The following is a 16,139-nucleotide window of genomic DNA, read 5'->3' as shown; positions in this document are numbered from 1 at the left end:
ACAAGGTCAAGGAGTTCACGTCGTGAGCGAGCACGTCGAGTGGGGCGACGCGGAGAGCCCGGCCCCGGCGGCCACCACCGCCGTCACTCCCGCCGACGCCGCCGACGCGGCTCGGCTCGTGTCGTTCGGGCTGCAGCCCAAACTGCAGCCCGCCCGCGACCAGGAGTACGCGGATCTGCTCCGCAGGTACCGCGAGGACCCGCCGTTCGCGCGGCTCGCGGACGCCGTGGCGACCGGGCTCGGCCTGATCGTGCTGGAGGTCTCCCCGCGCGCGGGCATGGCCGTGACCGCCGCAGAGGACTCGGTCTTCGCCGTCCGCATGGGCGACTACGCGCGTCGTACGTCCGCCGACGGCGCCGACCGGTTCCTGCACGGGCTCGCCCATCTCGCCGTCGCCGCCATGGCGTTCCCCCGCCCCGAGGACCTCGCCGACGACGGCTACATCGGCCGGGTCACGGTCAACGGCGTCGACGCCTTCGTCCGCCAGGCCTGCCGCCGGCTGGAGGAACGCGCCGAGGAGCAGGGCGAGAACACCGACCCGGCCACCGACGCCCCCGGCCTCGAGGCCGCCTGGCGGATCTGGGTGCGGCGCAGCGCGACCGGCGCCACCAAGGACGCCCGCCGCCTGGCCGGTTCGACCACCGGCATCGTCGCCAAGGCCGCCGCGTTCCTCACCGAGTCCGGCTTCCTCCAGCGCACCGGCGACGACCACGGCGGCACGTACCGCACCACCGCGCGCTACCAACTCCAGGTCCGCGACATGGCCGGCAGCGCCGCCCTGGCCGAACTGCTGGAGCTGGGCGTCGTCCCGGTCACCGACGGCACGCCGACGCTGCTGCCCGCCGAGGAGAGCGACGACCTGGAACTGGTCGCCGACGCCGGGCTGCCCTTCCACTCCTCCTGAACCCCCCACTTCCTTCACTTCACGAAGACTTACGAGAGTCCGCCATGTACGAGCTGTCCCGGGTCCGCCTCTACTCGATCGGTCCCGCCGGTGCGCGCTACGCCGACACCGTGCTTGACCTGCGGGGCGTGGGCGAGGTCGTGCCCGACCCCGCGCCCACGCAGGCGGAGTTCTTCGAGGAGGAGCCGGTCGGCCCGCCGCGCCGGCCCGCGCCCGCTGGCGTGCTCTTCCTGGAGAACGGCGGCGGCAAGTCGGTGCTGCTCAAGCTGATCTTCTCCGTGATGCTGCCGGGCCACCGCAACACCCTCGGCGGCGCCAGCTCCGGCGTGCTGCGCAAGTTCCTGCTCGCCGACGACTGCGGACACGTCGCCCTGGAGTGGCAGCACGTGCTGACCGGCGAGTGCGTCGTCGTCGGCAAGGTCAGCGAGTGGCGCGGACGACAGGTCTCCAATGATCCGCGGAAGTTCGCCGAGGCCTGGTACTCCTTCCGGCCCGGCCCCGGACTGAGCCTCGACAACCTCCCCGTGGCCGAGGCCACCGCGGTACGGGCCCCGGCCGAGGGCCAGTCCCGTGCCCGTGGGCGGCGCCGCACCATGAAGGGCTTCCGCGACGCCCTCACGGAGGCGGGCAAGACCTACCCGCACCTGGAGGTCCACTGGGAGGAGATCCACGACCGCTGGATCGAGCACCTCGGCGACCTCGGCCTCGACCCCGAACTCTTCCGCTATCAGCGCGAGATGAACGCCGACGAGGGCGAGGCGGCCGGTCTCTTCGCCGTCAAGAAGGACGCCGACTTCACCGACCTGCTGCTGCGTGCCGTCACCGACACCCGGGACACCGACGGGCTCGCCGACCTGGTCAGCGGCTTCGGCAACAAGCTGGGCCGGCGCGCCGAGCTGATCGCCGAACGCGACTTCACCGCCGGGTCCGTCGACCTCCTCGGGCGGATCGTCGAGGCCGCCGACACCCGCTCACGCGCGCGGGACATCCACGCCGTGGCCGAACGCCGTACCCGGACTCTGGCGCGCCGGCTGTCCGCGCGCGGCGTGCAGGAGCGGGTCCGGGCCGCCGACCTCGCCCAGCGGGTCACCGCCGCCGCGTACGCCGTCACCCACGCCGAGGCGGCCCGCGAGCGCAGCGCGCTGATCTCCGCCGAACTCGCCTACCGGCACGCCTCGCTCGCGCTCGCCGGAGCCGAGAAGTCCGCCGCCGCGCAGAAGCGAGAACTCGCCGACGCCCGCACCCTGTACGCGGCGTGGCAGGCCGCCGAGGCCGTACTGCGCCACCGCGCCGCCTCCGACCGCGTCACCCGCGTGTCCGCCGCCATCCAGGAGGCCGAGCGCGACGCCGCCCCTGCCCTGGCCGCCCGCTCCAAGGCCGCCGTCGACCTCGTACGGGCCCTGCACGCGGCCGCGGAGAAGGCCGAGAGCCACGCCAACGAGGAGGAGGAGCGCTCCGCCGCCCTCCAGGAGGTCAGCGACGCGGCCTACCGGGACTCCACCGCCGCCGCCACCCAGGCCCAGCGCGCCCGCAGCGAGATCGGCCACCTCAGGCAGCGCCTCGCCGAGGTCGAGCAGGAGACCGCCGAAGCGGTCCGCGCCGGCTGGCTCGACGACACCGCGCCCGACGCCGACCCGGCCCGCGCGGCCCTGGCCGCCAGCGACGCCGAGAAGACCGCCGTCGCCGCCTGGGACGCGGCCCGCGAGGCGTCCCGCCGCGCCACGGAACAGGCCCGGGAAGCCGCTTCCGCCGAGTCCCGCGCGGAACTGACCGCGGCCCGCGCCGCCGACGCGGCCACCGCGGCGGAGCGGTCGTACGAGGCCGAGCGCCGTACCGCCGAGGCGCTGGCGGGGGAGGAGCGGCTGGCCGAACTGCTCAGCCTGACCCCTCAGGCCCGCCCGGGCATCCCGCAGCCCCGCCACGACACGGACAGTGAGGCCACCGCGCAGCCGGCCGCCGGCGAGCAGGGGCTCACCGCCGAAGAACTCGACCGTTTCGCCGACGAACTGCGCGACCTGCTCGACGCCGCCGTCTCCTCCGCCGAACGGCAGCTGTTCGATCTGCGCACGGCAGCCGCGGACGACTCCCGCATTCTCGGCGCCCTCGGCGACGGCGGACTACTGCCGCCCGGCCCGGACGTGCTGGCCACGGTCGAGTTCCTCGGCGAGCACGGCATTCCCGCGCTGCCCGGCTGGCGCTATCTCGCCCAGGCCGTCGACCCGGCCGACCACGCGCGCGTGCTCGCCGCCCGGCCCGAGCTCGTCGACGGCGTGATCATCACCGACCCGGACTCCCACGCCCGCGCCCGGGAGGCCCTCGGCGACGCGGCGCTGCTGCCCCGCTCCGCCGTGGCGGTCGGCACCGCCGCCGCCCTGCTCGCCCCGACACCGGCCCCGGACACCGACAACGGCGACGTGTTCCTCGTCCCGCCGAACCCGGCCATGCACGACGAGCACGCCGCCGACGAGGAGCGGCAGGCGCTGCGCGCCCGGGCCGGCGAGCGGGACGAGGAGATCCGCACCCTCGCCGCCCGGCTCGGCAAGGACCGCGAACTGGCCGCCCGGCTCGCCTCCTGGCGCACCGGCTGCCCCGCAGGCCGGCTGACGGAACTGGCCCGCACGGCCCACGACACCCGCGACTTCGCCGAGGAGTCGGAGGCCGAACTGGCCGAGGCCCGGACCGCCCGGGCCGAGGCCGACGAGGTCGCCGCCGAGGCCGCGCGCGTCCGGGACGAACGGCAGGAGGCCGCGCAGAAGGCCCGCCGCTCCGCCGACGCCCTCGCCGGGCTCGCCTTCCGGCTGCGCGAGCGGGCCGGCTGGCAGGTGAAACTGCGCGAACTGGCCGACGAGGCCGCCGAGTCCGAGGCGAGTGCCCAGGCCTGCCTGGAGCGGGCCCGGGCCGCCGACGAAGACCGGCGCGCCGCCCAGCGCGCCGCGGACGACACCCGCCGCACCGCCCGTGCCCTGCGCGCCGAGCGCTCCGAGATCGCGGGCGCCCCCGACGACGTACCCGAGGACGAGGAGCAGACGCCCAAGGCCTCCCTGCCCGCGCTGCGCGAGGCCTACCGGGCTGCCTCCCAGGTGTACGAGAAGGTCGGCGTAGGCGCCGACCTGCGCGCCGAGCAGGCCCGCGCGGAGAGCGACGAGAGCGCGGCCCGCGCGGAACTGGACCGGCTGAGCAACAAGGTCCGCACCCGCGCGGAGCAGCTCCTCGAATCACCCGACGGCTCCGACGGCCCCAGCCGCCAGGCCGCCGCCGCCCGCGCCGAGGAGCTGGTGCAGCTCCTGGAGACGCGGATGTCGACCGCGAGCGAGCAGCTCGGACGGCTGCGCGGCGAGGCCGAACGTCTCGCCCCCGCCGACGACGGCGAGACCCACACCGATCTCCCAGAGGACCTCCAGCCGCGCGACACCGAACACGCGCAGACCCTGCTGCGCACGGCCACCGCCGAACTCGCCTCCCACACCGAGGCGCTGGACCGGGCACGCGAGGCCCACGCCGAACTGCTCGACGCCCACCGCGCCGCCGAGGACGCGGCGAGCGGCTTCGACGAGATCGCCGCCATGCTCCGCGACCTGCTGCGCGAGCACGCCCCGGACGAGGAGCACGACGAGCCCGAGCCCTATGCCGGCAGCCCGGAAGAGGCCCGCCAGGCGGCCGCCGAGGCCCGTCGCTCCCTGCGCGGCTGCGCCGCCGACCTGTCCGCCGCCGAGGCCGCCGTCCGCGAGGCGAGCGACATCCTCGTCCGGCACGCCAACTCCACGCGCTACGAGCAGGTCCGCACCCCGGCCCGGCAGCAGATCCGTGAACTGCCCGCCTCCGCACTGCCCGAGCACGCCCAGAAGTGGGCGGACGCCTTCGCACCCCGCCTGCGTGTCCTCACCGACGAACTGGAGCAGCTGGAGCGCAACCGCGACTCGATCGTGGACCGCCTGCGCGGCCTGGTCGAGTCGGCCCTGGCCACCCTGCGCTCCGCCCAGCGCCTCTCCCGCCTCCCGGAGGGCCTCGGCGAGTGGTCGGGGCAGGAGTTCCTCCGCATCCGTTTCGAGGAGCCCGACCAGGCCACGCTCACCGAGCGGCTGGGCGAGGTCATCGACGAGGCGACCCGCGCCGCCGTCAAGAAGAACTCCGACCTGCGCCGCGACGGCATGTCCCTGCTGCTGCGGGGTGTCGCCGCCGCGCTCCAGCCCAAGGGCGTCGCCGTCGAGATCCTCAAGCCGGACGCGGTGCTGCGCGCCGAGCGGGTCCCCGTCGGGCAGATGGGTGACGTCTTCTCCGGCGGGCAGCTCCTCACGGCAGCCATCGCCCTGTACTGCACGATGGCCGCCCTGCGGTCGAACGACCGGGGCCGCGACAAGCACCGGCACGCCGGCACGCTGTTCCTCGACAACCCCATCGGCCGCGCCAACGCCACGTACCTGCTGGAGCTCCAGCGGGCGGTGTCGGACGCTCTCGGTGTGCAGCTCCTGTACACCACGGGCCTGTTCGACACCACCGCGCTGGCCGAGTTCCCCCTGGTCATCCGCATGCGCAACGACGCCGACCTGAGGGCGGGCCTGAAGTACATCAGCGTCGAGGAACACCTCCGCCCGGGCCTGCCGCAGCAGCCCGAGGCGGGAGAGGCGGTCCACAGCGAGATCACGGCGACCAGGATGTACAAACGCCCGGCGTCCACAACGCCCTAGGGGCGCGGGGAACTGCGCGACCGCCCACGACGGTCGCGCAGCCGCCCACGGTCAGGCGTCCTCCCGCAGGAGATCCGCGCACTTCTCGCCGATCATCATGGTCGTGATGCACGGATTCACGGTGACCAGGTCCGGCATCACCGACCCGTCGGCCACCCGCAGCCCCTCGACTCCCTTGACCCGCAACCGCGCGTCCAGGGGGGCCGACGGATCATCGTCCGCACCCATCTTCACCGTGCAGGACGGGTGGTAGACGGTGTTGTGCGTCGTGTGGATGTAGTCGAGCAGTTCGTCGTCCGTCCGCACGTCCGGCCCGGGTGCCAGCTCGGCCCCGGCCCACCCGCTGAGCGCCGGCTGCTCGACGATCCGCCGGGCCAGTCTCAGCCCGTACGTCATGACGCGCACGTCGTGCTCGTGCGTGAAGTACCGCGGATCGACCTTCGGCTTGTCGCGGTAGTCCCGCGTCCGCAGCCGCACCGTCCCGCGCGATCTCGCCCGTGTCACGTTGGGGGTGAGGCAGAACGCGTTCTCGGAGGTGGGGTAGCCGTGCCGGGCGGTGTTCATGTCGAACGGCACGGACCCGTAGTGGAACATCAGGTCCGGCCGGTCGAGCCCCGGCTCGGTGTCGTAGAAGATGCCCGCCTCCCACCACTGGCTGGACGTGGTGGGCATGGGCTGCCGGGCCTCCCACATGATCACGCCCTCGGGATGGTCCTGGAGGTTCTCCCCGACGCCGGGCGCGTCCACGACGACGTCGACACCGACGTCGCGCAGATGCCCCGCCGGACCGATGCCCGACAGCATCAGCAGCTTCGGTGAGTCGATCGCCCCGCAGGACACGATCACCTCGCGCCGGGCCCGTACCGTCCGGGTGTGGATCAGATCCGGGTCGAGGTACTCGGCGCCCACACAGCGCCGCCCGTCGAGCAGCAGCTTCTTGGCGCGTACGCCCGTGCGTACCTCCAGGTTGGGCCGCTTGCCGAGGACCGGGTGCAGATAGGCGACCGAGGACGACTGGCGGATGTTGTTCTCGTCGGAGTTGATCTGGAACCAGTTGGCTCCCCGGACCACCGTGCGGCCGGTGTTGAAGGCGACGGTCGGGATGCCCGCCTGCGCGCACGCCTCAAGCAGAGCGGTGCCGCACGGATCGTCGCTCTTGAGCGTGCGCAGCTTCACCGGGCCGGTACGGCCGTGGTGGTCGCCGGGGGCGTCGTTGTTCTCCAGCCGGCGGTACAGCGGGAACACGTCGGCGGCGCCCCAGCCCGTACAGCCCTGTGCCGCCCAGTCGTCGAGGTCCTCGGCGGGGGCCCAGAAGGCGATGCAGGAGTTGTGCGAGGAGCAGCCGCCGAGCACCTTCGCCCGGGCGTGCCGCATGAAGCTGTTGCCGCTGGCCTGCGGCTCGACCGGGTAGTCCCAGTCGTAGCCGGACTCCAGCAGGCCCATCCAGCGCTCCAGCCGCAGGACGTCGTCGTCACCGACGTCGCTCGGGCCGGCCTCCAGCACGCACACCGTGACGGAGGGGTCCTCGGAGAGCCGGGCCGCCACCACGTTGCCCGCGGTGCCGCCGCCGACGACGACGTAGTCGAACTCATGCGTACTCATGGGTTCTCCCTCGGTCTTCAGTCGGCCGCCGGGGCGGCGACGGGAGCGGTGGCCGGGGCCTCGGAACGGTGCTCGGCGAGTACTCCCGTGCGGTGCCGCTGCACGAACCAGTAGTAGGCGAAGCCGCCGCCCGCGATGACGGCGACGAACAGCACCGCGCCCCAGCGCAGGTACCAGTGGTAGGGAGCAGCGGCGTTGTAGACCGCGGCCCGCGGCCAGATCAGGTTGAGCGTCATGGCCGCGCCCCACAGGACCGCCAGGATGTTGACCGGCAGGCCCCAGCGGCCCAGCGAGAACCGGCCCTCGCCCGCGGGCTGCCACTTCCCACGCAGCCGCGCGACCAGCAGCGGCACCGTGACCCCCAGGTAGGCGAGGTAGATCATGATGATGCCGATGCTGGTGACGACGGTGAAGATCTGCGGCTGGCGGATGTTGACCACCAGGATCGCCAGCGCCAGAACCCCGATGATCACGGTCGGCAGGACCGGCGTCTGGAACCGGGGGTGGCACCTGGCCAGCTTCGGGGACGCCGGCAGGTTGTTGTCGCGGGCCATCGCGAACGCCAGCCGGACCGCCGCCGTGTGCACGGCCAGGGCGCACACGGTCACCGCGATCAGTACGCACCACAGCATCGCCTTGCCGGCCGTCGGGCCGAGCACGTCCAGCACGATGTACTGCAGGCCGTCCGTGGACAGCTTGTCGCCCTTCAGGCTGGACACGCTCATCAGCGCGAGGAGCAGGACCAGGCCGCCCAGGACGAACGAGGCCACGATCGCCCGGATGATGGCGCGCGGCGCGTTCCGGGTCGGGTCCAGGGACTCCTCACCGAGCGAGGCGGCCGTGTCGAAGCCGTACATGACGTACGCCGAGGCCAGCGAGGCCACCAGGAAGGCGCCCAGGTAGCCGTTGCCGTAGCCCGCACCGGTGCCGTGCGTCTCCATCACGACCTGCGGACCGCGCGTGATGTGGACCGCGAACAGGATGATCAGTACGACGGTGGCGATCAACTCGATGAACACGCCCGCCGTGTTGATCCGTGCCATCAACTTGACGCCGAAGGCGTTCACGAGGGTCGTGAACAGGATCAACACCGCGGCCAGGATGACCGCGTTGGTCGCCACGTCGTACGTACCGGTGCCGTCCCCCACGAACTGGAAGAACGACGAGATCTGCGGCAGCGTCAGCTGGTAGGCCAGCGCGACGGCCGATATGGACACGATCGAGGCGATCAGCATCATCCAGCCGGCGAGCCAGCCCAGATGCGGATTGCCTATCTTCTTCGACCAGTTGTAGACGGAACCCGCGACGGGATAGCGGGCGGCGAGCTCCGCGAAGCAGAGGGCGACCATGAACTGGCCGACGAAGACCATCGGCCACGACCACCAGTAGGCCGGGCCGCCGCTGCCGTAGCCGAAGTAGAACAACTGGAAGGTGCCGGTGAGGATCGAGATGTAGCTGATCCCCGCGGCGAAGGTGTGGAAGTTGCCGAGCGTGCGTTTCAGCTCGGGTCTGTAGCCGAACTCGGTGAGTTCGGCGTCGTCCCGGCCGTGTGGGTCGGTCGACTCTGCGGTTGCTTTCATGGGCGCTTCCTCAAGGGTGTGTCGCAGGGTTGGTTCGATCAGTCGAACCAACCCTGGGGGGTGGGGCGGGTGTTGCGCCAGATGTGTTTCGTCTCGCGATACTCGGCGAGTCCCGCGGGCCCGAGTTCGCGTCCGAATCCGGACTGTTTGAAACCACCCCACTCCGCCTGCGGGACGTAGGGGTGGTAGTCGTTGATCCAGACCGTGCCGAGCCGCAACCGGGCCGCGACGCGGGCCGCGCGGGCCTCGTCGCTCGTCCACACCGCGCCGGCGAGGCCGTAGACCGTGTCGTTGGCGAGGCGCACCGCCTCGTCCTCGCTGCTGAACCGCTCGACGGTGAGGACGGGACCGAAGGACTCCTCCCGGACCACCGACATCCCCGAGGCGCACTCGTCCAGCACGGTGGGCAGGTAGTAGAAACCGTCGGCCAGGTCCTGCCGGTCCGGGCGGGCGCCGCCGCAGCGCAGCACCGCGCCCTCCGCCAGACCCCGCGTCACGTACGCCTCGACCTTGGCCCGGTGCGCCGCCGAGATCAGCGGCCCGGTCCGCGCCCGCTCGTCGAACGGCCCGCCCAGCCGGATCTCCCGCGCACGGCGTACGACCTCGTCGACGAACCGGTCGTGCAGACCGTCCTCCACGAGCAGGCGCGCGCCGGCCGAGCAGACCTGGCCCGAGTGCAGGAACACGGCGGTCAGCGCCATGTCGACGGCCGTCTCGAAGTCGGCGTCGGCGAAGACGACGTTCGGGTTCTTGCCGCCGAGTTCGAGGGCCACCTTCTTCACCGTGCCGGCGGCGGTGGCCATCAGCCGGCGGCCGGTCTCCAGGCCGCCGGTGAACGAGACCAGGTCGACGTCCGGATGCTCGGCCAGCGGGGCGCCCGCCGCCGGTCCCGCGCCCAGGACCAGATTGCCGGCGCCCGGCGGAAGACCGGCCTCCGCCAGCAGCCGCACCAGGTGGATCGCGGTGTGCGGGGTCAGTTCGCTCGGCTTGAGCACGAAGGTGTTGCCCGCCGCGAGGGCCGGGGCGACCTTCCACGCCGTCTGCAGGAGCGGGTAGTTCCAAGGGGTGATCAGCCCGCAGACGCCCACCGGCTCGTGGACCACCCGGCTGTCCACGTCGTCCCGGCCGGTGTCGACGACCCGGCCGTGCTCGCTCGCGACCAGCCGCCCGAAGTAGCGGAAGCACTGCGCGACGTCGTCGATGTCGTACCCGCTCTCCACCAGCCGCTTGCCCGTGTCCAGGGACTCCGCGCGGGCGAGCGCGTCCTTGTCCCGCTCCAGGAACCCGGCGACGCGCAGCAGCAGATCGCCCCGCTCGTGCGCCGGGGTCCGCGGCCACGGGCCCTCGTCGAAGGCCCGGCGGGCCGCGGCGATCGCCTCCGCCGTGTCCTTGCCGCCGGCCTCGTCCACGACCCCGGCCGGGGAGCCGTCGGCCGGGCAGCGGATCTCACGGGTGCGCCCGTCGACCGCGCTCCGCCACTCACCGTCAATGAACAGGTCCGGCATGTGCGCCTCCCAGCCGCTCGACGAGCCATTCGTGGAAGATCTGGATGTGGTGCTCGGTGGGGACCAGGACCCCGCCGTCGCGGTACGCCCGGGAGGCCATCGCCGGCTGAGTCCGCTCACAGGCCGCGAAATCCTGGAGGTTGACCCGGTGGAAGAGCTCCACGGACTTCGACACGTCCGCCCCGGACTCCACCACCTCCGGCGCGTACAGCCAGTCGCACTCGACGACCGTGCGGTCCTCGGCGAGCGGGAACATGCGGTGCAGGATGACGTGGTCCGGGACGAGGTTGACGAAGACGGTCGGCTTGACCGTGATGGCGTAGTACCGGCGGTCCTGGTCGGCGCTCACCTCGGGCAGCCTGCCGAAGCCCTCGCTGCCGTCGACCGTGAAGCCCTTGACCTCGTCGCCGAACTCCGCCCCGTGGCCCACGTAGTACTGGGCGGCGTAGCCGTCGGCGAACTCCGGCAGCACCTCGGTCAGTTCGGGGTGGATCGTCGCACAGTGGTAGCACTCCATGAAGTTCTCGACGATCAGTTTCCAGTTCGCCTTCACGTCATAGGTGATGCGTTTGCCGAGCGCGAGGTTCTCCGTGCCGTAATGTTCGATTGCGGCGACGTCGCCGAGCCGTTCGACGGCCGCGTGCACGACCGTCTCCTCGAAGGAGGGCGGCTCGTCGGCCAGGCACACCCAGGCATAGCCCAGCCACTCGCGCAGGGCGACGTTGATCAACCCGTACGCGACACGGTCCACGTCCGGCATCTTGATCAAGTTGGGTGCGGCGATCAACTTGCCGTCGAGGTCGTACGTCCACGCGTGGTACGGGCACTGGAGCGTGCGGCGGATCTCGCCCGACTCCTGCGTGCACAGCCGGGCGCCACGGTGCCGGCAGACATTGAGGAAGGCGCGCAGGTCGCCCTTGCGGGTGCGCGTGAGGATGACGTTCTCGCGGCCCACCTGGACGGTGCGGAAGGCGCCCGGGCGGTCGAGGTCGGCGCTGCGGACGGCGCAGAACCACATCCTCTCGAAGACGCGTTCCTGCTCCTGCCGGAAGACGTCCGGGTCGGTGTAGTAGCGCCCGGGGAGGGTGGCGATCAGGCTGGGGGTGATCGGGGTGGTCGTCACGTGCGTGCTCCTCTGAGAGGCCAAGGCAGGTCCCCTAGCGGCGGATGCGCGTCATCTTCGGGTCGAACAGCGGCTCGTCGGCGACGGTCGCCGGGACCTTCTCGCCGAGGTACTCGATGTGCACGCCCGTGCCCGTGGGCAGTCCGGCGGGCAGCCAGGCGTACGCGACGCAGCGGCCGAGCGTGTAGCCGTACGACGCGCTGGTGACGTAGCCGGCCGGGGCGCCGTCGACGTAGACCGGTTCCTTGCCCAGGACGACGGCGGCGGGGTCGTCGAGCAGCAGGGGCGTGAGGCGACGGGTGGCCTCGCTCTTGCGGGCGAGTGCCGCCTTGCCGACGAAGTCGTGCCGGTCCATGCGGACCGCGAAGCCGACACCGGCCTCGAACGGGTCGTGCTCGTCGGTCATGTCGACGCCCCAGGCGCGGTAACCCTTCTCCAGACGGAGGGAGTTGAACGCCGAGCGGCCCGCCGCGACCACGCCGAGCTCCCGCCCCGCCTCCCACAGCGTGTCCCAGAGCCGCAGCCCCAGGTCGGCGGTGGTGTACAGCTCCCAGCCGAGCTCGCCGACGTAGCTCAGCCGCATGGCCGTCACCGGGACGTGCCCGATGTACGTCTCCTTGGCGCGGAAGTAGCCGAACGCCTCGTGGGAGAAGTCGTCGGGGGTGAGCGGCTGGACGAGGTCGCGGGCGAGCGGGCCCCAGACGCCGACACAGCACGTGCCGGAGGTGACGTCCCGGATGTGGACGTCGGCGGGCGCGTACCGCAGCAGCCGGTCGAGGTCGGCGGGGGAGTTGGCACCCACCTGGAAACGGTCGGGCGCGAGGCGGGCCACGGTGAGGTCGGAGCGGATGCCGCCCGACTCGTCGAGGAGGAGGGTGTAGGTCACCGCGCCGGGCTTCTTGCGGAGGTTGTTGCTGGTCATCCGGTCGAGGAAGTCCATGGCTCCGGGGCCGGTGACCTCCAGGCGGCGCAGGGGCGTCATGTCGTAGAGGGCGACGCCCTCGCGGGTCGCCTTCGCCTCGGCCGCCGCGATGGGCGACCAGTGCCGGGCCGACCATGCGTCGCGCTCGGGGAGCGGTCCGAGGGCGTCGACGAGCGGGGCGTTCGCCTCGTACCAGTGCGGGCGCTCCCAGCCGCCGCCCTCCAGGAAGTACGCGCCGAGCTGCTGCTGGCGTGCGTGGAAGGGGCTGACGCGCAGCGGCCTCGGGTGCTCCATGGGCTGCAGCGGGTGGATGACGTCGTACACCTCGACGAACTGCTGCGCACCGCGTTCGAGGACGTACGACGGTGAGCGCTGCGCCTCCTCGAACCGCGTGAGGTCGCACTCGTGCAGGTCGATCGACGGCCGCCCGTCCACCATCCACTCGGCGACCGCCTTGGCGACACCGGCGGAGTGCGTGACCCAGACGGCTTCGGCCAGCCAGAAGCCGCGCAGCCGCCGGGACTCGCCGAGGACCGGCATGCCGTCCGGGGTGAAGGAGAAGACGCCGTTGAAGCCGGCCTCGATCTCAGCGTCGCGCAGGGCGGGCATGAGCCGCCGGCAGTCGTCCCAGCCGGGGGCCCAGTCCTCCTCCGTGAAGGGGTACGAGGACGGCATGTCCATGTTCCGGGCGCGGGCCTCGTCGTACGGCAGGACCGCGAACGGGTCGACGGGCAGGGGGCGGTGGGCGTAGGAGCCGATGCCGAGGCGGTCGGTGTGCTCGCGGAAGTACAGATCGCGGTCCTGGAAGCGGAGGATCGGCTTCGAGGCCTCCTCGGTGGCACCGCCGAGCTCGGGGAGCGGCCCGGTCCTGGCGTACTGGTGGGCCAGCGGCTGCAGCGGCACGTCGACTCCTGCCATGCGGCCGATGACCGGCCCCCAGAACCCGGCCGCCGAGACGACGTGGTCGGCCGGGAAGCTGCCCCGGTCGGTGACGACGGCGGTGACCCGGCCCTCCGACTGCTCGATGCCGGTGACCGTGTGCCGGTCCAGGAAGCGGGCGCCCCGGGCGGTGGCCCGGGTGATCTGGGCGCGGCAGGCGAGCAGGGCCCGGGCGAGGCCGTCGTCCGGGGTGTGGAAGCCGCCGAGGACCACGGACTCGTCGAGCAGCGGCCACAGTTCCTTGCAGCGGGCCGCGCTGACGATCTCGCCGCGCACACCCCAGGAGGCGGCGTAGCCGGCCCTGCGGTGCAGCTCCGCGAGGCGCTCCGGGGTGGTGGCCAGCTCCAGACCGCCGACCTGGTGGAAGCAGGAGACGCCGTCGACGTCGAGCGAGCCGAACTTCTCGACGGTGTAGCGGGCGAGGGCGGTGAGGGTCTTCGACGGGTTGGTCTGGAAGACGAGGCCGGGTGCGTGCGAGGTGGAGCCGCCCGGGGCCGCCAGGGGCCCCTGTTCGAGGACGGTGACGTCGGTCCAGCCGCGGGCGGTCAGTTCGTCGGCGAGGGAGCAGCCGACGATTCCGGCACCGATGACGACCACGCGGGGGTTCTCGGGTGTGCTGGACATGCCCCTCCTTGCCGGGACGGTGGAACGCGTTGGGAGTGGGGCGTTGGTGCTTTTCGGGTATGACGGTCCCCGGGGCAGGTGAAGGGCCCCTGGCGCGGGACGTGTGCTCAGAGCACGACCACCGAGCGCAGCACCTCGCCCCGGTGCATCTTGGTGAACGCCTCCTCCACCTGGTCCAGCGCGATGGTCTCGCTGACGAACGCGTTCAGGTCCAGCAACCCGTACAGGTACTGATCGATGAGGAACGGGAAGTCACGGCTCGGCAGACAGTCCCCGTACCAGGACGACTTGATCGCGCCGCCCCGCGAGAACACGTCGATCAGCGGCAGTTCGACCGTCATCTCCGGGGACGGCACGCCGACCTGGACCAGCAGACCGGCGTGGTCGCGCATGTAGAAGGCCTGCCGGAAGGTCTCGGGGCGGCCCACCGCGTCGATCGCGATGTCGACGCCGAAGCCGCCGGTGAGCTCCCGCACCGCCTCGACGGGGTCCGTCCCCCGCGAGTTGACGGTGTGTGTGGCGCCGAACTTCTCCGCCTGGTCGAGCTTCCTGTCGTCGATGTCCACGGCGATGACCTTCATGGCGCCGTTGAGGCAGGCGCCCGCGATCGCCGCGTTGCCCACCCCGCCACAGCCGATCACGGCGACCGAGTCACCCCGGCCGACGTTGCCGGTGTTGACCGCCGCGCCGTATCCGGCCATCACACCGCAGCCGATGAGCCCGGCTGCCTCCGGGCGCGCCGCCGGGTCGATCTTCACCGCTTGGCCGGCCGCGACCAGCGTCTTCTCGGCGAACGCGCCGATGCCGAGGGCGTTGGAGAGCGGCGTGCCGTCCGGGAGGGTCATGGGCTGAGCCGCGTTGCGGGAGTCGAAGCAGTACCAGGGGCGGCCGCGGCGACAGGAACGGCAGGTGCCGCAGGGGGCGCGCCAGGCCAGCACCACGTAGTCGCCGGGTTCGAGGTCGGTCACGCCTTCGCCGACCGCCTCGATCGTGCCCGCCGCCTCATGGCCCAGCAGGAACGGGAACTCGTCGTTGATCGCGCCTTCGCAGTAGTGCAGATCCGTGTGGCAGACGCCGCACGCCTGCACGCCGACCAGGACCTCGCCCGGCCCCGGATCGGGAACCACGATCGTCCGCACCTCGACGGGTGCGCCCTTTTCGACAGCGACTACGGCACGGACCTCGTGTGGCACGACAAGCTCCTCTGCTGTTGCGCAATGCACGATGGGTTGCGCGATGGGGAACATAGTGGGAACGCCATCGAGGAGCCGTCAAGGGGTTCGGCCCATGGTTCGAGTCAACCCTGGGAAAACGGAACGGGCCGGGCGAAACCCGCCGGACACACAACAGCGCGGGACCAGGCACTTCGCCTGATCCCGCGCTGTGCTCCGGCTGCCGACGACCGCCCGGCGCTACGTCAGAAGCCGTAGCCCATACGCCGGGACAGCTCGACCGCGGCCGCCTCCGTCCGCTTGGCCAGCTCGGGCAGCCGCTCCTCGGTCAGCCGGTACACGGGCCCGGAGACGCTGAGCGAGGCGATGACCTTGCCGTCGTGCGCCCGTACCGGAGACGCCGCTGCCGCCAGCCCGATCTCCAGCTCCTCCACCGTGATCGCGTAACCCTGCTGCACCACCGCGTCCAACTCTCCGCGCAGCATGGACGCGACGGTGGCGGTGCGTTCGGTGAAACGGTGCAGCGGGCGCGCGAGCAGGCCTTCGCGCAGGGTCGGGGGGAGGTGGGCGAGCAGGACCTTCCCGCTGGCGGTGGCGTGCAGCGGGGTGCGCCGGCCGAGCCAGTTCTGCGCCGTGACCGACGCGGTGCCGCGGGCCTGCATGATGTTGACCGCCGCGTCGTCGTCCAGCACCGCGATGTTGACGGTCTCGCCCAGCTCGTCGGCGAGTTCCCGGCAGATCGGGACGCCCTCCTGGGAAACGTCCAGCCGCACTGCCGCCGCCCCCGCGAGGCGCAGTACGCCGGCGCCCAGGTAGTACTTGCCGCGGTCCTTCGCCTGGGCCACCAGGCCGCGGTTCTCCAGAACGCCGAGCAGCCGGAACGCCGTGGACTTGTGCACGTCCAGCTCGTCGGCGATCTCGGTCACCCCCGCCTCGCCGTGCCGGGCGAGGATCTCCAGCACACTCACGGCGCGGTCCACCGACTGGACGGCACTCGCCGCGCCTCTGCCGCTCGCCTTGGCTCCGCTCTCCCTACGGTTCTCCTCCTGGCCGGACTGTTTCTGCGTGCGGGTCATGGCTGAA

The 16,139-nt window shown here is 72.2% G+C and carries 9 protein-coding genes; 2 read left to right on the top strand and 7 right to left on the bottom strand.

Translation table 11 applies throughout. The annotated features are described in order from the left end of the window. Nucleotides 1-22: 22 nt before the first annotated feature. The gene (locus ACFZDI_RS31810) at nucleotides 23-904 is read left to right on the top strand and encodes a hypothetical protein (protein ID WP_391255321.1); all 882 of its coding nucleotides are present in this window, start codon (nucleotides 23-25) and stop codon (nucleotides 902-904) included. A 44-nt stretch (nucleotides 905-948) separates the two neighbouring features. Then, the gene (locus ACFZDI_RS31805) at nucleotides 949-5,589 is read left to right on the top strand and encodes a hypothetical protein (protein WP_391255318.1); all 4,641 of its coding nucleotides are present in this window, start codon (nucleotides 949-951) and stop codon (nucleotides 5,587-5,589) included. A 51-nt stretch (nucleotides 5,590-5,640) separates the two neighbouring features. Here the strand turns inward: ACFZDI_RS31805 and ACFZDI_RS31800 are convergent, their stop codons facing one another. From ACFZDI_RS31800 to ACFZDI_RS31770, 7 genes are all read right to left on the bottom strand, one after another. Beyond that, nucleotides 5,641-7,191: a GMC family oxidoreductase N-terminal domain-containing protein gene (locus ACFZDI_RS31800; protein ID WP_391255316.1), complete on the bottom strand. Its 1,551-nt coding sequence runs from the start codon at nucleotides 7,189-7,191 to the stop codon at nucleotides 5,641-5,643. Between the two features lie 17 nt (nucleotides 7,192-7,208). Next, nucleotides 7,209-8,771, bottom strand: coding sequence for an APC family permease (locus ACFZDI_RS31795; RefSeq protein ID WP_234848074.1), 1,563 nt, complete (start codon nucleotides 8,769-8,771; stop codon nucleotides 7,209-7,211). A 38-nt stretch (nucleotides 8,772-8,809) separates the two neighbouring features. Next, complete coding sequence (locus ACFZDI_RS31790) at nucleotides 8,810-10,276, bottom strand: aldehyde dehydrogenase family protein (RefSeq protein ID WP_391255312.1); 1,467 nt, start codon at nucleotides 10,274-10,276, stop codon at nucleotides 8,810-8,812. Next, the gene (locus ACFZDI_RS31785) at nucleotides 10,257-11,399 is read right to left on the bottom strand and encodes an aromatic ring-hydroxylating dioxygenase subunit alpha (protein WP_234848076.1); all 1,143 of its coding nucleotides are present in this window, start codon (nucleotides 11,397-11,399) and stop codon (nucleotides 10,257-10,259) included. The genes ACFZDI_RS31790 and ACFZDI_RS31785 overlap by 20 nt, the downstream gene beginning before the upstream one ends. 34 nt (nucleotides 11,400-11,433) lie before the next feature. Further along, the gene (locus tag ACFZDI_RS31780; RefSeq protein WP_391255308.1) at nucleotides 11,434-13,884 is read right to left on the bottom strand and encodes an FAD-dependent oxidoreductase; all 2,451 of its coding nucleotides are present in this window, start codon (nucleotides 13,882-13,884) and stop codon (nucleotides 11,434-11,436) included. Between the two features lie 107 nt (nucleotides 13,885-13,991). Then, on the bottom strand, nucleotides 13,992-15,077 hold the full coding sequence (locus tag ACFZDI_RS31775) for an S-(hydroxymethyl)mycothiol dehydrogenase (protein WP_391255307.1): 1,086 nt from the start codon (nucleotides 15,075-15,077) through the stop codon (nucleotides 13,992-13,994). A gap of 224 nt (nucleotides 15,078-15,301) precedes the next feature. Then, nucleotides 15,302-16,132 (bottom strand): IclR family transcriptional regulator, encoded by an 831-nt coding sequence (locus ACFZDI_RS31770; protein WP_234848079.1) that lies wholly within the window; start codon nucleotides 16,130-16,132, stop codon nucleotides 15,302-15,304. Between the last annotated feature and the right edge of the window lie 7 nt (nucleotides 16,133-16,139).

Origin of the sequence: Streptomyces sp. NPDC007907 (genome assembly GCF_042959365.1) — a bacterium.
Classification (GTDB): domain Bacteria; phylum Actinomycetota; class Actinomycetes; order Streptomycetales; family Streptomycetaceae; genus Streptomyces; species Streptomyces indiaensis.
This window is presented reverse-complemented; position numbering and strand designations above follow the sequence as displayed.